This window comes from Actinosynnema sp. NPDC037264 (assembly GCF_055603705.1).
In genome coordinates this window covers 1-21,710 of record NZ_JBVJVK010000095.1, presented here as the reverse complement: position 1 = coordinate 21,710, position 21,710 = coordinate 1, and the positions used below count along the sequence as shown (strand labels likewise).

The 21,710-nt window shown below is 71.4% G+C and carries 27 protein-coding genes and 1 pseudogene; 15 read left to right on the top strand and 13 right to left on the bottom strand.

Annotated elements, in window-relative coordinates; all coding sequences use genetic code 11:
• The 3 genes from ACZ7GX_RS43455 to aroA form a co-directional block, all read right to left on the bottom strand.
• Positions 1–773: cellulose-binding domain-containing protein (locus ACZ7GX_RS43455; RefSeq protein ID WP_498786363.1), on the bottom strand; the 773-nt coding region annotated here is incomplete at its 3' end.
• Between the two features lie 307 nt (positions 774–1,080).
• On the bottom strand, positions 1,081–2,091 hold the full coding sequence (rsgA, locus tag ACZ7GX_RS43450; protein WP_498786361.1) for a ribosome small subunit-dependent GTPase A: 1,011 nt from the start codon (positions 2,089–2,091) through the stop codon (positions 1,081–1,083).
• A gap of 1 nt (position 2,092) precedes the next feature.
• Complete coding sequence (gene aroA / locus ACZ7GX_RS43445; protein WP_498786359.1) at positions 2,093–3,367, bottom strand: 3-phosphoshikimate 1-carboxyvinyltransferase; 1,275 nt, start codon at positions 3,365–3,367, stop codon at positions 2,093–2,095.
• A gap of 100 nt (positions 3,368–3,467) precedes the next feature.
• Here aroA and ACZ7GX_RS43440 point away from each other — a divergent pair, with 100 nt between their 5' ends.
• Positions 3,468–4,229, top strand: coding sequence for an SOS response-associated peptidase (locus tag ACZ7GX_RS43440; protein ID WP_498786357.1), 762 nt, complete (start codon positions 3,468–3,470; stop codon positions 4,227–4,229).
• Positions 4,226–4,840: an alpha/beta hydrolase family protein gene (locus ACZ7GX_RS43435; RefSeq protein ID WP_498786355.1), complete on the top strand. Its 615-nt coding sequence runs from the start codon at positions 4,226–4,228 to the stop codon at positions 4,838–4,840. The genes ACZ7GX_RS43440 and ACZ7GX_RS43435 overlap by 4 nt, the downstream gene beginning before the upstream one ends.
• A gap of 63 nt (positions 4,841–4,903) precedes the next feature.
• Here the strand turns inward: ACZ7GX_RS43435 and ybaK are convergent, their stop codons facing one another.
• The gene (gene ybaK / locus ACZ7GX_RS43430; protein ID WP_498786353.1) at positions 4,904–5,380 is read right to left on the bottom strand and encodes a Cys-tRNA(Pro) deacylase; all 477 of its coding nucleotides are present in this window, start codon (positions 5,378–5,380) and stop codon (positions 4,904–4,906) included.
• A 214-nt stretch (positions 5,381–5,594) separates the two neighbouring features.
• Here ybaK and ACZ7GX_RS43425 point away from each other — a divergent pair, with 214 nt between their 5' ends.
• Together ACZ7GX_RS43425 and rsrA are read left to right on the top strand one after the other, a co-directional pair.
• Positions 5,595–6,221, top strand: a complete 627-nt coding sequence (locus ACZ7GX_RS43425; protein ID WP_053719537.1) for a sigma-70 family RNA polymerase sigma factor — start codon at positions 5,595–5,597, stop codon at positions 6,219–6,221.
• Complete coding sequence (gene rsrA / locus ACZ7GX_RS43420; RefSeq protein WP_498786350.1) at positions 6,218–6,532, top strand: mycothiol system anti-sigma-R factor; 315 nt, start codon at positions 6,218–6,220, stop codon at positions 6,530–6,532. Before ACZ7GX_RS43425 ends, rsrA begins: the two co-directional genes overlap by 4 nt.
• A 95-nt stretch (positions 6,533–6,627) precedes the next feature.
• On the opposite strand, the gene ACZ7GX_RS43415 is transcribed toward rsrA, so the two are convergent.
• On the bottom strand, positions 6,628–6,702 hold the full coding sequence (locus ACZ7GX_RS43415; protein WP_096498094.1) for a 50S ribosomal protein bL37: 75 nt from the start codon (positions 6,700–6,702) through the stop codon (positions 6,628–6,630).
• A 106-nt stretch (positions 6,703–6,808) separates the two neighbouring features.
• Between ACZ7GX_RS43415 and ACZ7GX_RS43410 the strand changes: the two genes are divergently transcribed.
• Both ACZ7GX_RS43410 and ACZ7GX_RS43405 read left to right on the top strand, forming a co-directional pair.
• On the top strand, positions 6,809–7,024 hold the full coding sequence (locus tag ACZ7GX_RS43410; RefSeq protein WP_498786348.1) for a biotin/lipoyl-binding carrier protein: 216 nt from the start codon (positions 6,809–6,811) through the stop codon (positions 7,022–7,024).
• Positions 7,025–8,503 carry a histidine kinase N-terminal domain-containing protein gene (locus ACZ7GX_RS43405; RefSeq protein WP_498786367.1) on the top strand — a complete coding sequence of 493 codons (1,479 nt, stop codon included), beginning with the start codon at positions 7,025–7,027 and terminating at the stop codon, positions 8,501–8,503.
• A gap of 132 nt (positions 8,504–8,635) precedes the next feature.
• Here ACZ7GX_RS43405 and ACZ7GX_RS43400 read toward each other — a convergent pair whose 3' ends face one another.
• Both ACZ7GX_RS43400 and ACZ7GX_RS43395 read right to left on the bottom strand, forming a co-directional pair.
• The gene (locus ACZ7GX_RS43400; protein ID WP_053719541.1) at positions 8,636–8,890 is read right to left on the bottom strand and encodes a WhiB family transcriptional regulator; all 255 of its coding nucleotides are present in this window, start codon (positions 8,888–8,890) and stop codon (positions 8,636–8,638) included.
• 226 nt (positions 8,891–9,116) lie between these two features.
• Positions 9,117–10,061: a diacylglycerol/lipid kinase family protein gene (locus tag ACZ7GX_RS43395; protein ID WP_498786346.1), complete on the bottom strand. Its 945-nt coding sequence runs from the start codon at positions 10,059–10,061 to the stop codon at positions 9,117–9,119.
• Between the two features lie 273 nt (positions 10,062–10,334).
• Between ACZ7GX_RS43395 and ACZ7GX_RS43390 the strand changes: the two genes are divergently transcribed.
• The 5 genes and pseudogenes from ACZ7GX_RS43390 to ACZ7GX_RS43370 all read left to right on the top strand — a co-directional run bounded on the left by ACZ7GX_RS43390 (position 10,335) and on the right by ACZ7GX_RS43370 (position 13,491).
• The gene (locus tag ACZ7GX_RS43390; RefSeq protein ID WP_498786344.1) at positions 10,335–10,766 is read left to right on the top strand and encodes a hypothetical protein; all 432 of its coding nucleotides are present in this window, start codon (positions 10,335–10,337) and stop codon (positions 10,764–10,766) included.
• Positions 10,767–10,912: 146 nt separating this feature from the next.
• Positions 10,913–11,662 carry a S1 family peptidase gene (locus ACZ7GX_RS43385; protein WP_498786342.1) on the top strand — a complete coding sequence of 250 codons (750 nt, stop codon included), beginning with the start codon at positions 10,913–10,915 and terminating at the stop codon, positions 11,660–11,662.
• A gap of 200 nt (positions 11,663–11,862) precedes the next feature.
• Entirely contained in the window at positions 11,863–12,669 is an 807-nt protein-coding gene (locus ACZ7GX_RS43380; RefSeq protein ID WP_498786340.1) for an SAM-dependent methyltransferase, read from the top strand.
• 74 nt (positions 12,670–12,743) lie between these two features.
• A pseudogene (locus ACZ7GX_RS43375) lies at positions 12,744–13,115 on the top strand (DUF4328 domain-containing protein); the annotation flags it as partial.
• Positions 13,116–13,182: 67 nt separating this feature from the next.
• Complete coding sequence (locus ACZ7GX_RS43370; protein WP_498786338.1) at positions 13,183–13,491, top strand: hypothetical protein; 309 nt, start codon at positions 13,183–13,185, stop codon at positions 13,489–13,491.
• Here ACZ7GX_RS43370 and ACZ7GX_RS43365 read toward each other — a convergent pair.
• Complete coding sequence (locus tag ACZ7GX_RS43365) at positions 13,433–13,882, bottom strand: MarR family transcriptional regulator (RefSeq protein ID WP_498786336.1); 450 nt, start codon at positions 13,880–13,882, stop codon at positions 13,433–13,435. The two genes, ACZ7GX_RS43370 and ACZ7GX_RS43365, sit on opposite strands and share 59 nt — an antisense overlap.
• A 71-nt stretch (positions 13,883–13,953) precedes the next feature.
• On the opposite strand from ACZ7GX_RS43365, the gene ACZ7GX_RS43360 reads away from it, so the two are divergent.
• Positions 13,954–14,451 carry a hypothetical protein gene (locus tag ACZ7GX_RS43360; RefSeq protein WP_498786334.1) on the top strand — a complete coding sequence of 166 codons (498 nt, stop codon included), beginning with the start codon at positions 13,954–13,956 and terminating at the stop codon, positions 14,449–14,451.
• On the opposite strand, the gene ACZ7GX_RS43355 is transcribed toward ACZ7GX_RS43360, so the two are convergent.
• The 4 genes from ACZ7GX_RS43355 to sodN form a co-directional block, all read right to left on the bottom strand.
• Positions 14,426–14,911, bottom strand: coding sequence for a GNAT family N-acetyltransferase (locus ACZ7GX_RS43355; protein ID WP_498786332.1), 486 nt, complete (start codon positions 14,909–14,911; stop codon positions 14,426–14,428). The genes ACZ7GX_RS43360 and ACZ7GX_RS43355 overlap by 26 nt on opposite strands.
• Positions 14,904–15,509: a histidine phosphatase family protein gene (locus tag ACZ7GX_RS43350; RefSeq protein WP_498786330.1), complete on the bottom strand. Its 606-nt coding sequence runs from the start codon at positions 15,507–15,509 to the stop codon at positions 14,904–14,906. Before ACZ7GX_RS43350 ends, ACZ7GX_RS43355 begins: the two co-directional genes overlap by 8 nt.
• 9 nt (positions 15,510–15,518) lie before the next feature.
• Entirely contained in the window at positions 15,519–16,310 is a 792-nt protein-coding gene (locus tag ACZ7GX_RS43345; RefSeq protein ID WP_498786328.1) for a hypothetical protein, read from the bottom strand.
• Between the two features lie 193 nt (positions 16,311–16,503).
• A complete protein-coding gene (sodN, locus tag ACZ7GX_RS43340; RefSeq protein ID WP_073891370.1) occupies positions 16,504–16,923 on the bottom strand; it encodes a superoxide dismutase, Ni in 420 nt (139 codons plus the stop codon).
• 79 nt (positions 16,924–17,002) lie between these two features.
• Between sodN and ACZ7GX_RS43335 the strand changes: the two genes are divergently transcribed.
• Positions 17,003–17,338 (top strand): S26 family signal peptidase, encoded by a 336-nt coding sequence (locus ACZ7GX_RS43335; protein ID WP_498786325.1) that lies wholly within the window; start codon positions 17,003–17,005, stop codon positions 17,336–17,338.
• A gap of 86 nt (positions 17,339–17,424) precedes the next feature.
• On the opposite strand, the gene ACZ7GX_RS43330 is transcribed toward ACZ7GX_RS43335, so the two are convergent.
• The gene (locus ACZ7GX_RS43330) at positions 17,425–18,018 is read right to left on the bottom strand and encodes a dTDP-4-dehydrorhamnose 3,5-epimerase family protein (RefSeq protein ID WP_498786323.1); all 594 of its coding nucleotides are present in this window, start codon (positions 18,016–18,018) and stop codon (positions 17,425–17,427) included.
• Between the two features lie 313 nt (positions 18,019–18,331).
• On the opposite strand from ACZ7GX_RS43330, the gene ACZ7GX_RS43325 reads away from it, so the two are divergent.
• Positions 18,332–19,492: an NAD(P)-dependent malic enzyme gene (locus tag ACZ7GX_RS43325; protein ID WP_498786365.1), complete on the top strand. Its 1,161-nt coding sequence runs from the start codon at positions 18,332–18,334 to the stop codon at positions 19,490–19,492.
• A 223-nt stretch (positions 19,493–19,715) separates the two neighbouring features.
• Positions 19,716–21,710: PAS domain-containing protein (locus ACZ7GX_RS43320; RefSeq protein ID WP_498786321.1), on the top strand; the 1,995-nt coding region annotated here is incomplete at its 3' end.

Genomic DNA, 21,710 nt, shown 5'->3' with positions numbered 1-21,710 from the left:
TAGAACAGCGTGGGCGCGACGGTGCTGATGTTCATGGCCTGCTGGGGCGCCGAGGCCATCTCGGACCAGTTGCCGAAGAGCCCGAAGTTCATCGAACCCCAGCGCGTCCCGAAGTCGTGCGTCGTGCCGTAGACCAGGTGCTTGCCGTTGTACGGCACGTAGGTGAAGTCCTTGAGCGACACCCAGCCCGACCTCGGGTTCGCCAGCACGCCCGACGACGACCAGCGGTACGTCGACGGGAGGGAGCACTGGCCGGGCGTCGTGGTCGTGGTGGTGGTCGTCGTGGAAGTGGTGGTGGAAGTGGTGCTGGTCGGGGTGGTCGTCGATGTCGTGCTACCGGTGCACACCACGCCGTTCAGGGCGAAACTCGTCGGAATCGGGTTGCTGCCCGTCCACGACCCGTTGAAACCGAACGACGCCGAACCGCCGGTGGCGATCGAACCGTTGTAGCTCACGTTCTTCGCGGTCACCGCGGAACCGCTCTGCGTCAACGACGTGTTCCACGACTGCGTCACCGTCTGGCCCGCGCCGAACGACCACGTCAACGTCCACCCGGTCAGCGGATCACCCAGGTTGGTGATCGACACGTTGCCGGTGAACCCGTCCTGCCACTGCGAAGCCACGGCGTAGTTCACCGAGCAGCCGGCGGCCGCGGCGCCGGCCGGCAACGCCACGAGGGTCGCAGCCGTTGCCAGCAGTGCGGCGCTCGCCACCGCGGCGCCGACATTTGCTGCTCTGAACCTGGTCGTGAAGCTGCGTCGTAGCATTGACATGACGTCTCCTCTGCGGACTTTGCGCAAGTTTTCGAACAGTGGCCGTCCGCGATCGCGTTTGTCGACGAGAACGGTCATCGGCTCAAGAAGTCGGCGAGATCGGCCGAGTGCCGATATGGCCGGGCGACCAGCACGTCGCTAAACATTTTAGCGATAGTGCTAAATATTTGAGCGCGTTCTCATGGACACCTTCCGGGCACGACGACGATACCGGCGGTTAAGCGGTTGATCTGTTCCCAGAATGGAGTGCGCAAGGCCTCGAGGTCAACAGGGCGAGCTTGACCGTCTCAATGGGCGGGCAAAGGGATCAGTCGTATTCCTCCAGTTTGCCGCGGGAGGAGAGGAGGCGGCGCAGGGAGCCCAGGCGGCCGGGGGAGGCCTCGCCGGTGCGGACCAGTTCGTCCAGCATGCAGTCCGGGTCGTCGGGCGGGCCCTGGTGACCGCAGCCCGACGGGCACTCCTCGGCCATCGCCTTCATGTCCGGGAACGCGCCCACGATGTCGTCCGGCGTGATGTGCGCCAGGCCGAACGAGCGGATGCCCGGCGTGTCCACCGCCCAGCCGCCCTCCGGCAGCGGCAGGGCGACGGTCTGCGTCGACGTGTGCCGGCCCTTGCCGACACCGCTCACCACGCCCACCGCCCGGTGCGCGTCGGGCACGAGCCGGTTCACCAACGTCGACTTGCCGACACCCGAGTGCCCGATCAACGCCGACAACCGGTTCGCCAGCCGCCCGCGCAGCTCGTCCGGGTCCTCGTCGGACCGCGTCACGACCACGGGCAGGTTCAGCTCCGCGTACGCGGCGACCAGCTCGTCCGGCGGCGCCAGGTCCGACTTCGTCAAGCACAGCAGGGGTTCCAGCCCGCCCGCCCACGCCGCCACCAGGCACCGGTCGATGAAACCGCGCCGCGGCTGCGGGTCCGCCAACGCCGACACGATCACCAGCTGCTCGGCGTTGGCCACCACCACCCGCTCGAACGGGTCGGTGTCGTCCGCCGTGCGCCGCAGCACGCTGCGCCGCTCCTCCACCCGCACGATCCGCGCCAACGTGTCCGGCTGACCGGACGTGTCGCCGACCAGCCCGACGTGGTCGCCGACGACGACCGGCGTGCGGCCGAGCTCCCGCGCCCGCATGGCGACGACCATCCGACCCGGGTCGCCGTCCATCGCGCACGTCCACCGACCCCGGTCGACCCCGACGACCATGGCGGGCACCGCGTCCGCGTGCTCGGGCCGGCGCTTGCTGCGCGGCCGGGTGCCCTTGCCCGGCCGCACCCGCACGTCGGACTCGTCCAACCGCCGCCAGTCGCCCCTCGCCACGTCAGCGCGCCCCCGGCAGCGACAGCATGGCCGCCCACATGCCCGGGAAGTCGGGCAGCGTCTTCGTGGTGCAGCCGATGTCGTCCACGGACACGCCCTCGACGACCAGGCCGATGATCGCGCCGGCGGTGGCCATCCGGTGGTCGGCGTAGGCCCGCCAGACGCCGCCGCGCAGCGGTCGCGGCGTGATGACCAGGCCGTCCTCGGTCTCCTCCGCGTCGCCGCCCAGCCGGTTGATCTCGGTGACGAGCGCGGCGAGCCGGTCCGTCTCGTGGCCGCGGATGTGCGCGACACCGCGGATCCGCGTCCGCCCGTCGGCCAGCGCCGCCAAGGCCGCGATGGTCGGCGTCAGCTCGCTCTCGTCACGCAGGTCGACGTCGATCCCGGTCAACCGGTCGGGCCCGCGCAGCACCAGACCGGCGTCGGACAGCTCGACCTCGCACCCCATGCGCCCGAACAGGTCCTGGGCCGCGCCGCCGGGCTGCGTGGTCCGCGTCGGCCAGCCCGGGATCGTCACCCGACCGCCGGTCACGGCCGCCGCCGCCAGGAACGCGGTCGCGTTGGACAGGTCCGGCTCGACGTGCCAGTCGCGGCCCTCGACGACACCCGGCTCGACCCGCCACTCGTTCGGCGACGCGTCGTCCACCACGACGCCGGCCTGGCGCATCATCGCCACGGTCATCTCGATGTGCGGCATGGACGGCACGGGCTTGCCGTCGTGCCGGATCGTCACGCCGCTCTCGTAACGCGCGCCCGACAGCAGGAGCCCGGACACGAACTGGGACGACGCCGAGGCGTCGATGGTGACCTCGCCGCCGGGCACGCCGCCCTTGCCGTGCAGCGTGAACGGCAGCGCGTCGCCCGCCACGTCCGCGCCCAGCGCCCGCAGCGCGTCCAGGATCGTGGTCATCGGCCGGGTCCGCGCGTGCGGGTCGCCGTCGAAGGTGATGTCGCCGACCGCGAGCGCGGCGGCGGGCGGCAGGAACCGCATCACGGTGCCGGCCAGACCGCAGTCGACCTGCGCCGGTCCGTGCAGCTCGTGGGGCGTGACCAGCCAGGACCCGTCCGGACCGTCGACGACGCCGACGCCGAGCGACCGCAGCGCGTCGACCATCAGGTTGGTGTCGCGGCTGCGCAGCGGCGCGTGCAGGGTGGACGCGCGGTCGGCCAGGGCGGCGAGCACGAGCGCGCGGTTGGTGATCGACTTGGAGCCGGGCACGGGTACCGTCGCGTCGACCGGGCCGTCGGCGGTGGGAGCGGACCACTGCTGAGTCATGGCTTGATGATTCCGCATCGGGTGGTCGACAGCTCGCACCGGGCTTTCCGACGTGCGACGATGGCATCGCCCGAGGGTGATCTGTGGAGAGGTGATCGGTGTGTGCGGCAGGTACGCGTCCACCAAGAACCCCGCGCTGCTCGCGGCGGAGTTCGACGCGGTCGACGGCACCGAGGGCGACGCGCCCGGCGCGGACTACAACGTCGCGCCGACCAAGCAGGTGCTCGCCGTGGTCGAGCGGCACCCGCGCGACGACGAGGGCAACCCCGACCCCGACACCACCGAGCGCAGCGTCCGCGTGATGCGCTGGGGCCTGGTGCCGCACTGGGCCAAGGACCTGTCCGGCGCCGCGAAGATGATCAACGCGCGGGCGGAGAGCGTGCTGGACAAGCCCGCCTACCGGAACTCGGCGGCCAAGCGCCGGTGCATCGTCCCGGCCGCGGGCTGGTACGAGTGGCAGCCGGGCGAGGGCCGCAAGCAGCCGTACTTCATCAACCCCGGCGACGACTCCAGCCTCGCCATGGCCGGCATCTGGTCGGTGTGGTGGCAGCAGGAGGGCGACGAGCGCAAGCCGATCATCACGTGCGCCGTGCTGACCACGGACGCGATCGGCGAGATGACCTCCGTGCACCACCGGATGCCGCTGGTGCTGCCGAAGGACCGCTGGGCGGCGTGGCTCGACCCGGACAACGAGGACCCGAAGGACCTGCTCGCGCCCGACCTGGACCTGGTCGACGCGCTGGAGCTGCGCCCGGTGTCGACGAAGGTCAACAGCATCAAGAACAACGACCCGTCGCTGATGGCGGCCGTCACGCTGGGGGAGTCCGAGAAGCCGGAGCCCACCTTGTTCGAGCTGAAATGACCTCGCGGGTGGTCGACACCCCGTACGGCCCCGCGCGGGCCGAGCTGCACTGCGCGTCCGAGAGCCGCGCCGCGCTCCTGCTGGGGCACGGCGCGGGCGGCGGCATCGCCGCGCCGGACCTGGTGGCCGCGACCCGCGCGGCGGTGGACGTCGGCGTGCACGTGGCGCTGGTCGAGCAGCCGTACCGGGTGGCGGGCCGCCGCGCGCCCGCGCCCGCCAAGCAGCTCGACGCGGCGTGGCTCGCGGTGGCCGACGAACTGGGCGAGACCTGGTTCGACGACCTGCCGCTGCTGTTCGGCGGGCGGTCCTCCGGCGCGCGGGTGGCGTGCCGGACGTCGTCGGAGGGTCAGGCGGTGGCCGTGCTGTGCCTGGCGTTCCCCGTGCACCCGCCGGGCAAGCCGGAGAAGTCGCGGATGCCGGAGCTGGACGGCGTCGAGGTCGCCACCCTGGTCGTGCAGGGCGAGAACGACCCGTTCGGCAGGCCCGAGGCGGCGCACCACCGCGACGTCGTGCTGCTGCCCGGCGACCACAACCTCAAGGCCGACGTGGGCGCGGTGGGCCGCGCCGTGGGCGAGTGGCTGGACCGCGTGCTGCGCCCGCTCGAGGTGTGAGCGGACCTGACGGCGGACCCCGCGACCTGCGCCGACCCGCCCTCGCGAGCCGGGCGCGGGCGGTCAGGCCGAGATCGGTGCGACGACCGCCTGCGTGAGCCTGACCAGCGCTTCCGGTGCGATCTCGACCTCGAGCCCGCGCCGTCCGGCGGAGCAGTAGATGGTCTCGAAGGCCTCCGCCGAGGCGTCCAGCGCCACCGGCAGCCGCTTCTTCTGCCCCAGCGGGGAGATGCCGCCCGCCACGTACCCGGTGGCGCGCTCGGCCGCCGCGACGTCGGCCATCTTCGCCTTCTTCCCGCCGACGGCCGCGGCCAGCGCCTTCAGGTCCAGCTGGCCCGTGACCGGAACCACACCGACGGCCAACTTGCCGTCCACGTCCGCGACCAGCGTCTTGAACACCCGTTCGGGGGCGATCCCCAACGCCTCCGCCGCCTCCAGCCCGTACGACTCGTGCCGGGGGTCGTGCTCGTAGGCGTGCAGCGCGTAGGCCACCTTCTGCTTGTCCAGCAACGCGGTGGCGGGCGTTCCACGACCGGCCATGATCGCGCACGATAGCCGAGGGAATGCGCGGCGACCTCGTCGCGTTGCTGCGAACGTGGCTACCGAGGTGATGGACCAGCAGGTCGGCAGGCAGGTCAAGGCGCGCCCACCGCGTGGCTCGGCTCACTGCCGACCCGGGGACCGCCGCGTATCCTCGACTGCGTCCCAGACAGTGCCATCCACCGCGCTGACCAGCCGGTGGGAAGGGAGCGCGGTGCCAGCCACGCGAACGCAGGACACGCCGACTGACGAGACAACGGCCGAGCGCGCAGCCAGGTTCGAGCGCGACGCGATGCCGATGCTCGACCAGTTGTACTCGGCGGCCCTGCGGATGACCCGCAACCCGGCCGACGCCGAGGACCTGGTCCAGGAGACCTACCTCAAGGCGTACGCCGCCTTCGCGTCCTTCTCGGAGGGCACGAACCTCAAGGCCTGGCTGTACCGCATCCTCACCAACACCTACATCAACGGCTACCGCAAGAAGCAGCGCCAACCGATCCAGCAGCCGACCGACGAGATCACGGACTGGCAGTTGGCGCAGGCGGAGAGCCACACGTCGACCGGGTTGAGGTCGGCGGAGGTCGAGGCGATGGACCGGCTGCCGGACTCAGACGTCAAGGAAGCCTTGCAGCGACTGCCGGAGGAGTTCCGGATCGCGGTGTACCTCGCGGACGTGGAGGGCTTCGCCTACAAGGAGATCGCAGACATCATGGGCACCCCCATCGGAACCGTGATGTCCCGGTTGCACCGGGGCCGCAGGCAGCTTCGCGACCAACTGGCGGACACCGCGCGCGAGCGCGGCATCATCCGCGACGGTCACCAGGAGGTGGCGGGCCGATGAGCTGCGGCGAACCGCACGAGACGGACTGCTCCGAGGTCCTGTCCGAGGTCTACCTCTTCCTCGACCACGAGTGCGACGAGAGGCGCAAGGAGCTGCTCCAGACCCACCTGGAGGAGTGCCACCCGTGCCTGGAGCAGTACGGCATCGAGGAGCACCTGAAGGCGCTGCTGGCCCGCAAGTGCGGCGGCGAGCACGCGCCCGAGGAGCTGAGGCGGCGCCTGCGCGCCCGGCTCTACCAGACGGCGGACCAGACGACGGTGGAGGTCGAGGTCACCACGACGGTGACGAGGACCGAGACGTCCAGCAGCTGACCGCCGGGGCCGATCGCGGCCGGCGGGACGAGCGGTGGAGAAGGTCGAAGGCCCCGGAGCGGTGCTCCGGGGCCTTCGCACGCCGTGACGTGGAATCAGGCGTTGGGGCGCTTCCCGTGGTTCGCGCCACCCTTCTTGCGGTCGCGGCGCTTGCGGGCACGCTTCGACATGGGGTTCTCCTAGTGCTCGTCATGCTTCATCCCAGTGTGTCACGCGGTCGCCCGGGCACGGCACCGGGTCTGAATCGTGGTTGGATGGACTCGACGAAGGAGGACCATGGCCGAGGAGATCCGGGCCGAGATCGTGGCCAACGTGGCCCAGATCGCCGTCCAGGAAGGCGACGAGGTCACGCACGAGACCACGGTCGTGGTGCTCGAGAGCATGAAGATGGAGATCCCGGTCCTCCCCGAGGGCGCGGGCCGGATCACCCGCATCGCCGTGTCGACCGGCGACGTGGTCCAGGAGGGTGACCTCATCGCGGTGGTGGAGTAGCTGTCCACGCTCACCGACCTCCTCGCCGAGCACACCAAGCTCTCCGGCGGCGCCGTCGACCACCTGCAGCTCGTGGTCGCGGAGTGGCAGCTGCTGTCCGACCTCAGCTTCGCCGACTTCCTGATGTGGGTGCCGCTGGACGAGACGACGTTCCTGTGCGTCGCGCAGGCCCGGCCGACGACCGCGCCGACCGCGCACCCCGAGGACGTCGTCGGCAGCATGGTGGACGTCGAGGAGCACCCCCAGCTGCGCCGGGCCATGGCCGAGTCCCGCATCTGCCGCGAGGAGGACCCGCGCTGGCACCTGGGCGTGCCGGTCCGCCGCGAGGCGATCCCGGTCAAGCGCAACGGCGAGGTCATCGCGGTCCTCAGCCGCAACACGAACCTGGCCGTGCCGCGCGTGCCGAGCCCGTTGGAGATCTCCTACCTGGGCAGCGCCGCCGACCTGTGCCAGATGATCTCGGACGGCACGTTCCCGACCACCGAGCCGTCGCCTGACGTGCACACCAGCCCGCGCGTGGGTGACGGCCTGATCCGGCTGGACGCCTCGGGCGCGGTCGTGTTCGCCAGCCCGAACGCGCTGAGCGCCTACCACCGCATGGGCCACGCGTCCGACCTGGTCGGCGTGCACCTGGCCCCGCTGACGCGGTCCCTGATCGGCGACCCGTTCGACGCCACCGAGGTCGCGCAGCGCATCCGGTCCGCCCTGGACGGCCAGCCGAGCATGCGCATCGAGGCCGAGTCGCGCCGCGGCGCGGCGGTGCTGTTCCGCGCCCTGCCGCTGCGACCGCGCGGCAGCGCGGCGGGCGCGCTGGTGCTGTGCCGCGACGTCACGGAGGTCCGCCGCCGCGACCGCGCCCTGATGTCGAAGGACGCGACGATCCGCGAGATCCACCACCGGGTGAAGAACAACCTGCAGACGGTGGCCGCGCTGCTGCGCCTGCAGAGCAGGCGGACGAGCAGCGAGGAGGCGCGCGAGGCGCTGGCCGAGTCGGTGCGCCGCGTCACGTCGATCGCGCTGGTGCACGAGACGCTGTCCATGTCGGTGGACGAGCGGGTGGACCTCGACGACGTGGTGGACAAGGTCATCCCGATGATGTCGGACGTGGCCGCCACCGAGTCGCAGGTCGTGGTGCGCCGGGACGGGAAGTTCGGCATCGTCCAGGCCGAGCTCGCCACCCCGCTGGTGATGGTGCTGACCGAACTCGTGCAGAACGCGTTCGAGCACGCGTACGCGGCGGGTCAGCGGGGCGAGGTGGTCGTGCACGCCGAGCGCTCGGCGAAGTGGTTGGACGTCGTGATCTCGGACGACGGCCGCGGCCTGCCCCAGGGCTTCTCGCTGGAGCGCACCGACCGGCTCGGGCTGCAGATCGTCCGGACGCTGGTGGAGTCCGAACTCAGGGGCTCGTTGAGCTTGCGGAGGAGGCCCCGAGGCGGTACAGAGGCGGTCCTGCGCGTACCGCTCAGAGCGCGGCGTTAGACTGCTCCCCGTGCACACGTGACGGCCTGCCTCAGCTGGAGTCACGTGGTCATGCGGGAGGGTGTGCAACACAAGCGAAAGGCCCGACACCTGGCACGGTGTCGGGCCTTTCGTCTGCTCGTTCGAGGCGGCTCAGGCGTTGCTGCGAGCCCGGGTGCGAGCGTTGCGGCGCTTGAGGGCGCGACGCTCGTCTTCGCTCATCCCGCCCCACACGCCGGCGTCCTGGCCGCTCTCGAGCGCCCACGAGAGGCAGTCGGAGACGACGGGGCAGCGGCGGCAGACGGTCTTCGCCTCGGCGATCTGCAGGAGCGCAGGACCGCTGTTCCCCACGGGGAAGAACAGCTCGGGGTCCTCGTCGCGGCAGATCGCGCGGTGGCGCCAGTCCATTGGAACTACTCCTCAGCTAGGCGCGCGCGAAGGCGCGCCACTCGTCAGCGGTCGGTTTTGGGGTGCTTGTGAATGCTTTCACGAACGGCCGGGATGTCAAGGGTTTAGCCCCAACCCGGTGAGTGAACTCACCCGAAAGATCGACTGGGTTCACCAGGGGTTTCACACCGCGGTGTCACACCAGGTCACAACATCGCGGATGGGTACCGAGCCGGTCACGCCACGATCACACGGCGACCGTGAGCACGCCTGGCACCCCGGTGAACTCGACCTCGGTGCACGAGCCGAGCAGGTCACCGTCAACCTGCAGGTTGACGGGTTCCGGACTCGTCACGCGGACGAACTCGACGTCGTCGCGCCGGAGCAGGTTCCCGCCTTTGGGGTTCCCGTCCGTGGCCAAGAGATGCGCGACGTAGCGAAGAACTGTCGGCAATCCCATCCCGTGCAGCGCGAACAAGCCGAGACCGCCGTCGAAGGACGTGCTGGGGTTGAGCCGGATCGCCTTGTCGCCGAGGTAGGTCCACGGGTCGGTGTTCGAGACGAACGCCAGCCGCACGTCCTCGAACAGCGGTTCGTCGGGAATGCGCACGGTGAGCGTCGGCGGCTGTCTGCGCTGGGTGAAGTAGCTGGTCAGCGCGGTGCGGGCGTAGAGGGTCGGTGACGCCTGGCGGCCCTTGGCGCGCTGGTGCTCGACGGCCGCGACCACGTCGGCGTCCCAGCCGACGCCCGCGTTGAAGGTGAACCAGCGGTCGTGGTCGACGTCCGCGCCGGTGGCCGCGACGTGCCCGACGCTGACCTTGCGGCTGGTGCCGTGCTCGATGGCCTGGAGCAGGCGGTAGGTGGCCTCGACCGGGTCGCGCGGCAGGCCGAGCGCGCCCGCGAACACGTTCGCCGAGCCGCCGGGCACCACGCCGAGCATGGGCAGGCCCGGCTGCGCGCCCTCGCGCAGCACGCCGTTGACCACCTCGTTGACCGTGCCGTCGCCGCCGTGCGCCACGACCAGGTCGTACCCGTCCAGGACGGCCTGCGCGGCGGCGTCGGCCGCGTGGCCGCGGTAGTCCGTCTCGACGATGTCGAGCTTCACATCGCTGGCCAGTGCGTGCGCGAGCACGTCCCGACCGGCAGGCGTGGTTGCCGTCGCCTGCGGGTTGACCACCAGAAGTGCGCGCACTCTTGCAGGGTAGGACAGCGCGTGACCTCCGACAGGTTGCGTATCACCCGGTAGGAGGCTGCAGAGCGCACGAAAGTGGCCGAGGTCTCCTTTCCGTGTCCCGAATCTTCCGGGTCCCGCGTCGTTCCCCGTCTCGCGACAAGTGCACCCCGGCCCGACCGCCGGCTCGCCGAAGAGACTCCTGTGATCATCGCTCCTGGGGCGGTCGAACGGGACACGCCAACCGGGTGGCCTACGATGCGTGACGAGTACGCACTGTGAGGAAAGGCCCAGTTGAGGGCGCAGCTGAAGGGGCGCGGCGTGTCGACCGAAGGCAAGGTCCCACCGGCGGTCCGGGCGGCGGGCGCGCTGACCGCGGTGCAGGGCCTGACGGGGCTGGCGTTCGCGGTCGCGCTGGTGGTGCGGTCGTTCAGCGCGGAGAAGTCCGGCGAGGTGCTGGGCGAGGCGGCCTACTTCGCGGTGCTGTCGGCGGGTGTGCTCGCGGCCGGCGTCGGCCTGGTGCTCGGCAGGCACTGGGGTCGCACGCCCGCGGTCGTCGTGCAGCTCCTGCTCCTGGGTGTCGCCTGGTACATGTACGGGCCCTCCGACCGCCAGTTGTGGGGCGCGCTGCTCGGGGTGTACGTCGTCGTCACGCTCGTGCTGCTGTTCACCAACCCGGTGCGCCGGTGGGCGCTCGGCGTGGACGAGGACGAAACCGACGCGTAGGCGATCCCTGGTCGAGTGGGGCCAATCGGCCGCAGACCATCGTCTGGGCGCTCGCCGACTAACGGCGGGTGGTCGCCGTCACTCAGACAGGTGACGCTGTGGGTGGTGAATTCACCACTCCCTGCGTTCGTTGAGGTGACAACTCCATGCGATTCACTCGCGCCCTGTCCGCGGTGGTCGGAGCCACTACCGCACTGCTGTCCGCGTTCGCCCTGACCGCGATCGCGCCGGCGGCGTCGGCCCAGGAGGCCGGCGGCATCGAGCCGTACATCATCGGCGGCGGCACGGCGAGCAACGCCCCGTGGGCGGCCCGCCTGTTCCGCAACGGCCAGCAGAACTGCTCGGCCACGATCATCGCCCCGCAGTGGGTCCTGACCGCGCAGCACTGCGTGGCGAGCTCGGGCACCTACACGTTCCGGATCGGCAGCCTCGACCAGACCACCGGCGGCACCCTGGCCACCGCCACCCAGATCATCCAGCACCCGTCGGTCGACCTGGCGCTGGCGCGGCTGGACCGGTCGGTCTCGGGCACGTACGCGCCGCTGGGCACCACCACCGCGGTGGCCGTCGGCCAGACCGTGCAGCTCTACGGCTGGGGCGCCACCTGCACCAACCAGCCGGAGATCAACTGCCAGTCCCGCTACCTCAAGTACGCCAACACCCGCGTGACCTCGGTCAACGGGCGCGACTACCGGGGCGGCATCGCGATCTCGGTGAGCCGGATCGACGGCATCGCCGCCGGCGGCGACTCGGGCGGCCCGATGTTCGCCACCAGCCCGGTCGACGGCCGCCGCTACCAGGTCGGCGTCGCCTCCACCAGCGACCGCTCCACCCGGTCGAACTACACCGCCGTCACCCGCTACCGCGACTGGATCCGCTCCTACGCCGGCGTGTGAGCAGGACTCCCCGGCCGAGGGGCAGGCATCTCTCCCCCTGCGCCGCCCCTCGGCCGGGGCACCACGGTTTGATCCGGGCCCACTCACCAGTCACAATCACCCTGCGTGTTCACATTTGGCGGATGGACACGAACGGAGTAGCCAGATACGGTCTGGCAGGCGTTCACGCCGCTCCGGGTGCAGGCAGGGTGAGGTGCGCAGTGCAGAACCCCCCGAGGTGGGTGTCGACCAACGGTGATGTCGAGCGCCCCAACGTGGCCCGGCTCTACGACTACTACCTCGGCGGAGCGCACAACTTCGCGGTCGACCGCGAGTTCGCCGACCGGTCGATGAGCGAGATCCCGACCGCCGCCATGGTCCAGCACACCCGCTCGTTCCTGCGCCGGGCCGTCCGGCTGTGCGTGGCGCACGGCATCCGCCAGTTCCTCGACCTCGGCTCCGGCATCCCCACCGCGGGCAACGTGCACGAGGTCGCCCAGCAGGCCGACCCGACGTGCCGCGTGGTGTACGTGGACAACGAGCCCGCCACCGTGGCCCACAGCCGCACCATGCTGCGCGACAACGCGGGCGCGGCCATCGCCGAGGCCGACATCCGGGACGTGGACGCGGTGCTGTCCGCGCCCGAGGTCCGCGGGCTGCTCGACCTGACCCGGCCGGTGGCCGTGCTGATGGTCGCGATCCTGCCGTACATCGCCGACGACGACCGCCCGGTCGAGCTGGTCCGCCGCTACCGCGACGTGATCGCCGACGGCAGCTACCTGGTGATCAGCCACCTGACCGCGGACGAGCAGCCGGAGCTGGTGCGCAAGCTGGTCGGCGTGGCCGCCGAGACGGACTCGCCGATCGTGGCCCGGTCCAGGGCGGACGTCGAGGCGATGCTCGACGGGTTCGACCTGTTCGACCCCGGGCTGGTGCTGGCGACGAAGTGGCGTGGCGAGGGCGAGCCGGCGACCAGCGCCGAGGCCGTGACCTACGGCGCGGTGGGCGTGAAGCGGCCGAACAGCTGATTTCCCTGGTCAGGTCGCCGGTCTAAGGTTCGGCAACCGCATTCGCGGTGGTTGTGGCCCGGGGGGGGATCACCATGACTTGTCCGAACTGCGGCACGCCCGTGCTGTCCGGTGTGTCGAGCTGTCGCTCGTGCGGGGCATCGCTGGAGCGGAAGGCCGTTCCGTCCTACCTGGAGCCGCCGGTGGCGCAGGTGCCGCCGGTGATCCAGGCGCCCTACGCGCCGCCGATGGGCCACGCCCCGGCCGAGCCGCGGCGGTGGGAGGACGTCTCCTCGCTGCGGACGCCGCTGCTGGTGCTGCTGGTCGCGGACGCGGTGCTGGCGCCGTCGACCATGGTCGTGCCGCTGGTCGGCCTGCCGTACGCCCTGCTGTTCGTCGTGACCGCCGTGGTGTTCCTGGTCTGGCTGCACCGGGCGCGGCGCAACGCGGCGGCCGGGACGCACCAGCTCGCGCCGGGGTGGGTGTTGGGCGGCTGGTTCGTGCCGGAGGCGAACTTTCTACCTCCCGTGGCGGGTGGTGCACGACGTCGGCGTGGCCACCGTGGCGCCGGACAGGCGGGGGACGGTGACCGGGCCGGTCGCCGTGTGGTGGGTGTCCTGGGTGCTGTCGTGGGTGACCGCCTTCCGGCTGACGACGACGGAGACGGTCACCGCCACGTCGCGGTCGTCGGGGTTCTACGTCAACTTCGCCTTCGCCGCGACCTGGCTCAACGTGGCGTGCCTCGCGCTGGCCGCGGCCGCGCCGGCGGTGGTCGTGAACCGGATCACGGCCGGCCGGGAGAGGGCTTTCCGGCCTCGCTCAGCAGTCGGGTCTGCTCCTTGAGCACGGCGACCGCGCGGACCACCCAGTCCCCGATGACCTGTTGCTCCTCCGGGCTGTAGCGCGCGCCCAGCTCGGCCATCGCCGCGCTCAACCCGGCGAAGACCTGCCCGAACGCGCCGGGGATCGCGGTGATCACCACCCTCCTGCGGTCGCCGGGGTCGGGTTCGCGCCGCACCAGGCCCGCGCGTTCGAGCCGGTCGGCGACGCCGGTGACCGCGCCGGGGGTCAGGTTGATCTCCTTGGCCAGCTCGCCCGCCGACAGCGGGCCCTTGCCCGCGATGAGCGCGAGCGCGCGCTGGTCGACCGCCGTCACGCCCAGGCGCGCGCCGACGGCCTCGTGGAACGCGACGACCGCCGTGCTCAGCTCACGTCCGAAGTCCCGTCCGTCCATGCCGTCACTTTACCGCGCCAGATATTTCAGTACACTGAACTAAAATATTCGGCGCGTGAGAGGTGGGGGACATGTCGGAGCTGGGGCTGGCGGTCGAGGTGCCGCGCTGGGCCGGGCGGTTCTACCTGCGGCACTGGGCGGTGATCGTCGGGTTGTCGCTGGTGGCGTCCGTGCAGCGGCTCGTGGTGGTGAACTGGGGCGACCTGGTGCCGGACGGGGTGGCGTTCGCCTCGGAGGTCGTGGTGGTGGCCGCGAGGGTGCTGCTGGTCGTCGTGATCTGGCGGTTGGCGACCAGGGGGGAGCGGCTGAGGTGGGCGAACGCGCGGTCGTTCGCGGCGCGGCACTGGCCGAGCCTGGTGTGGCAGGGGGTCCTGCTGGCGGTGGCGGTGCTGGTGTTCGACGTCGTCGCCGAGCAGGTGGTCGGCGGGCTGCTCCCCGAGTCGGCGCGGCAGACCTACCTGGCCGTGCTGCTGTTCGTGAAGAACCCGACCGTCATCGCGTTCACGTTCGTGTGGTGGGTGGGGCTGATCCGGCAGGTCGGCGTCAGCCGTGCAGTCCCAGTTGCGTGAGCGCGTCGTCGGTGAGGCGGAAGACGGTCCACTCGTCCATGGGGAGCGCGCCGAGCGACTTGTAGAAGCCGATCGCGGGCGCGTTCCAGTCGAGCACCCACCACTCCAGGCGCGCGTAGCCGAGGGCGACGCACTCCTCGGCGAGGGCTTGCAGCAGCGCCCGGCCGAGGCCGCTCTGGCGCTGGTCGGGCTGGACGTAGAGGTCTTCGAGGTAGATGCCGTGCGTGCCGCGCCAGGTGGAGAAGTTGAGGAACCACAGGGCCATGCCGACGACCCGACCGTCCACTTCGGCCACGTGGCCGAAGAGGGCGGGCGAGGGGCGGAACAGCGCCTCGTGCAGCTGCTCGACCGTCAGGTGGCACTCGTGCCGCGCGCGTTCGTACTCGGCCAGCTCCTCGACCAGGGCGACGACGGCGGGCACGTCCTCCTCGCGCACGCGGCGGATGCGGGGATCAGTCAACGTCGACTTCCCAGGCGGGCACGTTCAGCCGCCGCACCTGCGGGTCGCCGCGCTCGTCGCCGAGCACGGTGGTGCCGGCCGGGTCCAGTCCGAAGTGGACGCCCTCGCTCGGCGGCAGGTTCAGCCAGGTGGCGATGAGCACGCGGCTGAAGTGGCCGTGGCCGACCAGCACCACGTCACCGCTGAGCAACGCCTGGCGTGCCCGGTCGAGCACCTTGGCGGCGCGCGCGTGCACCTCGTCGTGCGTCTCGCCCTTGGGCACGGCGTGGGTCCAGACCGTCCAGCCCGGGTCGGTCTCCCGGATCTGGGGCGTGGTGAGGCCCTCGTAGTCGCCGTAGTCCCACTCGGCGAGCTCCTCGGTGCGCTCGACGTCGTGCAGCCCGGCCAGCTCGGCGGTCCGCCACGCGCGTTGGCGCGGGCTCGTCAGCACCAGCGCGGGCGGCAGGTCGGTGGCGCGCAGCCGGGCCAGCACGGCGCCGGCGCGGCGGGCCTGCTGCACCCCGGTCCCGGTCAGGGGAACGTCGGTCAGCCCGGTGTGCCGACCGCTCTCGGACCACTCTGTTTGACCGTGCCGCAGCAGGTAGACGTGTGAGGTCACGGCCCGAGCTTACGGACGCCGCACCCCGTCACCGGGTCGGGGCACCGGTTGCGGTCGCGGGCCGGTGCGCCAGGCGATCCGCCGCGCGCGGAGCATCGAGTACTCGACGGCGGCCAGGACGAGGGTGGTGACCAGGCCGCCGAGGGTGAGGGTCAGCCAGAGCGAGTCGGACACGCCGTTGGTGTCGGCCTCGACCAGTTCGACCGCAGTGGCGGTGACGACCACGGCGGTCGTGACGGCGGGACCGAGGAGGGGGTGGAACTCGCCGATGAAGCAGCTGCCGCGCACCGCCCACCAGGCCGCGCAGCCGACGTAGACGGCCACCCAGATCGCGTAGGCGATGGCGAGCAGGCCGCCGAAGAGCGCGAGCACCGCCGTGCCGAAGTCGGTCGGCTCCAAGGTGTCGAAGAGGTCGTTGGTGACGACGAGCACGATCGGGGCCATCGCGCCGAAGGTCGTCAGCAGGAGCAGCGCGATCTTGCCGATCACCGGGCCCAGGCGCAGCTCGGCGCGGTGCTCGCGGTGGGTGCGCAGGTACAGCAGCGCCATGGCGACGGGCACGATGGCCAGCGCGATGATCACGTTCTCGACGGCCTTGCCCCAGCCGTCCTCGTTCAGGGTGTCCACCACGCCGCGATCGCCCCGGCCGAGGACGACCAGCGTCAGCAGGCCGAGCACGGAACGCCAGGAGGAGACCCGGCCCAGCGCCGGCGAGTCCGCGGGCGGCGGCACGCGGAACAACCGGGCCGCCGCGCCCCACGGCTTCCGCACCGAGTCCTCGGAGGGGACGGGCGTGCTCATCGGGCGAGATCTCCTTGCCGACCGCCGAACGGGACCCGTCGATGGTCCCAGGGCGGGCAGGCGCCCGGACGCGCGTCGGCGCACGGTCACCCGAACAGCGCACCGGGACGGTGGCCGACCACCGCCTCGGCACGCGGAACGGCGCTGACCAGGCGAACGGTTCCGCTCGGTCAGCGCCGCGTGGAGCAGGTGATCAGGCCGCGGCCTTCGTCTCCCAGAAGATCTTGTCGATCTGGGCGATCAGGTCGAGCAGCTCCTGGCCCTTGGCGGGGTCCATGGAGCCCTTCGCGCCGGACGCGCCGGCCGCCTTGGTGGCCCGGTTGAACAAGTCGTGCAGCTCCGGGTACTTCTCGAAGTGCGGCGGCTTGAAGTAGTCGGTCCACAGCACCCACAGGTGGTGCTTGACGAGCTCGCTGCGCTGCTCCTTGATCAGGATGGCGCGGGCGCGGAACTCGGGGTCCTCGTTCGCCTGGTACTTCTCCTGAATCGCCTTGACCGACTCGGCCTCGATCCGGGCCTGGGCCGGGTCGTAAACACCGCACGGGAGGTCGCAGTGCGCGGTGGCCTCCAGGAGCGGGCGGCGGAGTGAACGGATGCGCGACAGAAGTCGCATCTTTCCTCCCTGACAGTGGATGCTCCGACGTGACGAACCCTACTCCGGGGCCTCGGCGCGAGCAGGTGGAGGGGAAGCGTTGACACGGCCGGAAGCGAACCCGTTGCCGCTGGTTCGGGTGGTCGGGCCCTCGATGGCGCCGACGCTGCGGACGGGGGACGTGGTGCTGGTCCACTTCGGGAAGCCGCCCCGTCGGCACGATCTTGTGCTGGTCAGGTGGGCGGCGCGGCCCGGGCAGCTGTCGGTCAAGCGCGCGGTCCGGGCCGACGGCGGCGGCTGGCACGTCGAGGGCGACAACCCGTTCGCCTCCACGGACTCGCGGACGCTGGGGCCCGCGGAGGTGGTGGGCGTGGTCCGCGCCCGGCTCTGGCCCCGGCCCCGGCTGCTGCGCCGGCGGCCCGCACCGGACGGCTGAACGCCGGCCGCGGGGAGGCGGCGGGTGTCGCGGGAAGGTGAACCGCCGGCGGCCTTCGCGAAGGGCCGGCGGGTCGTCGGGCGGGATCAGGCGCGCAGCTTGGCGTACCAGGCCAGGCACTCGTCGTAGGACGGCAGCAGCCCGGCGTCGCGCGCCTCCTCGAACGTCGGCGCGGCGGCGTCCTTCGGCGACAGCACCGGCGTCACGTCGGCCGGGAAGGGCAGGTCCATCGACAGCGGGTGGATGCCGTGCTCGGCCTTCGGGTTGAACCCCTCCGAGCACAGGTACGACGCGACCGTGTCGTCCTCCAGCGCCATCAGCGCGTGCCCGACGCCCTCGGGCAGGTACACGGAGTTGAACAACCCCTCCGACAGCTCCATCGCGTCCCACTCGCCGAACGTGGGCGAGCCGACGCGCAGGTCCACCACGATGTCGATCATGCGCCCGCGCGGGCAGTGCACGTACTTGGCCTGCCCCGGCGGCGTGTCGGCGAAGTGGACACCGCGCACGACACCGCGCTTGGACACGCTGTGGTTCGTCTGGGCGATCTTCATCGGGTGCCCGACGGCTTCGACGAACGCCGCTTCCTGGTACGGCGCGACGAACATGCCGCGATCGTCGGGGAACACCGATGGGGTGAACTCGAAAGCGCCGGAAATTTTCAACTCACGTGCCTGCATGGCGCACACACTAGAACGCGGCGGTTCTTGACCGATCCTGCCTGCGGAAACTGACCGGTCGGTCCAGAAAACCGGACGTACGTTCTGTGGCACTACCTCTGACCTGCGGAAAAACTGTGATCCCCGCCGCAGACAGCCGTCGGCGTCGCTGCCATGCTTGCCCGCACACCGCCACCGAGAGCCGTCCCGCAGACCGCGTGGACGCCCCCCAGACAGGCCCCGTCGACCCGCGTGACAACGCCGGTCCCGGTGCGCCGCAGGTATCGCGCACCGCAGGAGGACTTCCGTGACCGCATTGAACGACCAGCCCCAGATGACCACCGAATTGAGTGACGAGGAAATCTTCCGCGCCCACGAAGGCGGAAAGCTGGCCGTCGGCGCGACCGCCTCGTTGGCCGACCCCCGCGCGCTCTCCATCGCCTACACGCCCGGCGTGGCCAGGGTCAGCCGGGCCATCGCGGACGACCCGGGGCTGGCCGCCAAGTACACCTGGGCCCACCGGCTGGTCGCCGTGGTCAGCGACGGCACCGCCGTGCTCGGCCTGGGCGACATCGGCCCGAGCGCGTCCCTGCCGGTGATGGAGGGCAAGGCGGCGCTGTTCAAGACCTTCGGCGGCCTCGACTCCATCCCGCTGGTGCTCAACACCACGGACGTGGACGAGATCGTGGAGACGCTGGTCCGGCTGCGGCCGTCGTTCGGCGCGGTCAACCTGGAGGACGTCGCCGCGCCGCGCTGCTTCGAGCTGGAGGCCCGGCTCGTCGAGGCCCTGGACGTGCCGGTCATGCACGACGACCAGCACGGCACCGCGGTCGTGGTGCTGGCGGCCCTGCGCGGCGCGAACACGGTGCTCGGCAAGGACGTGGCGAACCAGCGCGTGGTCATCTCCGGCGCGGGCGCGGCCGGTGTGGCCTGCGCGAAGATCCTGCTGGCCGCGGGCGTCGGCGAGGTCACCGTGGTCGACTCGCGCGGCATCGTGCACGTCGGCCGGGACGCGCTGAACCCGGTCAAGGCGCAGCTGGCCGAGGTCACCAACGGCAGTGGCCTGCGCGGCGGCATCGCCGAGGCGCTGCGCGGCGCGGACGTGTTCGTCGGCGTCTCGTCGTCCAAGGTGCCCGAAGAGCTGATCGCGAGCATGGCCGACGACTCGATCGTGTTCGCCCTGTCCAACCCGGACCCCGAGGTGCACCCGGACGTGGCACGCCGGCACGCCGCCGTGGTCGCCACCGGGCGCAGCGACTTCCCGAACCAGATCAACAACGTCCTCGCGTTCCCCGGCATCTTCCGCGGCGCGCTGGACGCGGGCGCGAAGCGCATCACCGAGGGCATGAAGCTCGCCGCCGCGGCGGCGATCGCGGAGGTCGCCGCCGACGACCTCTCGGTCGACCGGATCGTGCCGAGCGCGCTCGACCCGCGGGTCGGCCCGGAAGTGGCCGCCGCCGTGGCCTTGGCAGCCCGCGAAGACGGAGTAGCCTGACTCCAAGTCGGAGTTGGGAGAGCTCCGGCCGCATCCGTCCGTACCCGTCGACAGGCAACGAAACCGCTAACGTGTTGTTTCGTTAGCCCGTTGAGGGGTGGGCGATGACGCTCCGAAGCGCTACCGTCCCTCTCCTCGGGTGAATATTGCCCGTGGAGAGGGACGCCGTCTTTGGGTGCGGTCGGGCCGGTCATCCCTGCCGTGAACACGGGAAGGTGGGACCGTGCCCAAGCGGGTTGGACGCGCTCCGGTGGTGCTCGACCCAGCGCGTCCGCAGAACGGCGACGTGGCGCTGGACGGCATCGCGCTGCCCGAGGCGCCGACGCTGCTGTGCGACCCCAAGGGCGTCGTCATGCGGGCCAGCGCCGCGGCGGTGGCGTTGACGAAGGCCCGTTCCGCCGAGGACCTCATCGGCCGGTCGCTGGGCGAACTGCTGCTGGGCGGCCCCGACGACCTGCGCCTGCACCAGGCCGACGGCGCGCTGGTGCCGGTCCGCGTGGTGCGCACCCAGGTGCCGGGCACCGGTCTGCACGCCGTGCTGCTGGTCGACGTCTCCGACCTGGCGCAGGCCGCCGAGGACCTGCGCGACGAGCAGCGCAGGCTGCGCACCGTGCAGCGGGTCGCGCAGATCGGCTCGTGGGAGTACGACCCGGACACCGGCGTCACGGTCTGGTCCGAGTCGCACTACGAGATGATGGGCGTGCGGCCCGGCGAGGTGGTGCCCGGCGCGCAGGCCGTGCTCGACGTCGTGCACCCCGACGACTACGAGATGGTCGCCAGCTACTGGGCCAACCGGGCGCTGGACGGCAACCCGATCGACATCGTCTACCGGATCATCCTCCCCGACGGCGAGCTGCGCTGGATCCGCGGCGTGGCCGAGGCGAAGCTGAGATCCGACGGCCGGACCCAGTTCATCACCGGCTACATCCGCGACATCACCGACCAGTGGCGGTCCGACCGCGCCCTGGAGACCGAACGGGCCCGGCTGCTGGAGGCGCAGCGCCTCGCGCGCATGGGCAGCTGGAGCTACGACATCGCGTCCGGCGCGGTGCACCGCAGCGAGGTCTTCCTGGAGATGTACGCCGAGCTGGGCGTCGTCCCCGACGACGACCTGCTGTGCGGCGTGCACCCGGAGGACCGGGGCGTGCTGAAGGACCTGCGCCGCAAGCTGCTGAAGCTGGAGGACGGCGGCGGCGCCACGGAGGGCCGGACGCTCGAGGCCGAGGTGCGCAGCGAGGTCGGCGACCGCGTGTACGTGTGCCGGGCGCGGGCCGAGTTCGAGGGCGGCCACATCAGCCTCCTGCACGGCACCGTCCAGGACGTCACCGAGGCCCGCGCGCTGGAACGCCAGCTCCGCGACGACCGCCGCCGGCTCGCCGACGCGCAGAAGGCCGCCCAGCTCGGCGTCTGGGAGTGGAACCTGCAGACCGGCGACGTGGCGTGGTCGGACATGCTGACCGAGCTGTTCGGCGTGCCGCGCGGGGAGCGCATCCGCTACCAGACCTACCTCGACCTCGTGCACCCCGACGACCGCGGCTGGGTGGACGACCTGTGGCAGCAGTTGGCCACCGAGGAGGTGCCGATCCAGCTCGAACACCGGATCGTGCGCCGCGACGACGGCAGGCTGCGCGTGTTCCGCAGCTACGGCGTGGTGGTCAAGGGCCCCGACGGCCTGCCGCTCGCGGTCGGCACGGCGCAGGACATCACCGAGCAGCGCGCCGCCGAGACCAGGATGAAGCGGTCCAGCCAGCGCTTCGCGGACCTGGTGTCGCTGACCCCGGTCGGCATCGGCCTGTTCGACGAGGGCGAGCGGCTGGTCGACGCCAACGACGCGCTGTGCGACCTGCTCGGCATGGACCTGGAGCAGCTGCGCGGCATGACGGCGAGCGCGCTCACCCACCCGGACGACACGAGCGGCGGGCTGCCGTCGATCGACGAGATGTCCGCGCCGGACGCCGAGCGCACGCACAAGATCCCGCAGCGCATCCTGGTCCGCCGCGACGGCGTGCAGGTGTACTGCGAGCTGCACATCGCGCTGTCCGTGCAGGACGACGGCCGCCGGTTCTGGCTGATCGTGTTCCAGGACATCACCGAGCGCCGCCGCACGGCCGAGGCGTTGCGGCACCAGGCCACGCACGACGAGCTGACCGGGTTGCCGAACCGGGCTTTGGTCAAGGAGATGCTCGGGGAGTTGTTGGAGTCGCCGGAGCGGTCGAAG

What these genes read in the sequence shown, in the direction of transcription:
- aroA (WP_498786359.1), bottom strand. Translation starts at nt 3,367, where the DNA reads ATGACTCAGCAGTGGTCCGCTCCCACCGCCGACGGCCCGGTCGACGCG.
- ACZ7GX_RS43435 (WP_498786355.1), top strand. Translation starts at nt 4,226, where the DNA reads ATGACCTCGCGGGTGGTCGACACCCCGTACGGCCCCGCGCGGGCCGAG.
- ybaK (WP_498786353.1), bottom strand. Translation starts at nt 5,380, where the DNA reads ATGGCCGGTCGTGGAACGCCCGCCACCGCGTTGCTGGACAAGCAGAAG.
- rsrA (WP_498786350.1), top strand. Translation starts at nt 6,218, where the DNA reads ATGAGCTGCGGCGAACCGCACGAGACGGACTGCTCCGAGGTCCTGTCC.
- ACZ7GX_RS43410 (WP_498786348.1), top strand. Translation starts at nt 6,809, where the DNA reads ATGGCCGAGGAGATCCGGGCCGAGATCGTGGCCAACGTGGCCCAGATC.
- ACZ7GX_RS43400 (WP_053719541.1), bottom strand. Translation starts at nt 8,890, where the DNA reads ATGGACTGGCGCCACCGCGCGATCTGCCGCGACGAGGACCCCGAGCTG.
- ACZ7GX_RS43385 (WP_498786342.1), top strand. Translation starts at nt 10,913, where the DNA reads ATGCGATTCACTCGCGCCCTGTCCGCGGTGGTCGGAGCCACTACCGCA.
- ACZ7GX_RS43365 (WP_498786336.1), bottom strand. Translation starts at nt 13,882, where the DNA reads ATGGACGGACGGGACTTCGGACGTGAGCTGAGCACGGCGGTCGTCGCG.
- ACZ7GX_RS43360 (WP_498786334.1), top strand. Translation starts at nt 13,954, where the DNA reads ATGTCGGAGCTGGGGCTGGCGGTCGAGGTGCCGCGCTGGGCCGGGCGG.
- ACZ7GX_RS43345 (WP_498786328.1), bottom strand. Translation starts at nt 16,310, where the DNA reads ATGAGCACGCCCGTCCCCTCCGAGGACTCGGTGCGGAAGCCGTGGGGC.
- sodN (WP_073891370.1), bottom strand. Translation starts at nt 16,923, where the DNA reads ATGCGACTTCTGTCGCGCATCCGTTCACTCCGCCGCCCGCTCCTGGAG.
- ACZ7GX_RS43330 (WP_498786323.1), bottom strand. Translation starts at nt 18,018, where the DNA reads ATGCAGGCACGTGAGTTGAAAATTTCCGGCGCTTTCGAGTTCACCCCA.
- ACZ7GX_RS43325 (WP_498786365.1), top strand. Translation starts at nt 18,332, where the DNA reads ATGACCACCGAATTGAGTGACGAGGAAATCTTCCGCGCCCACGAAGGC.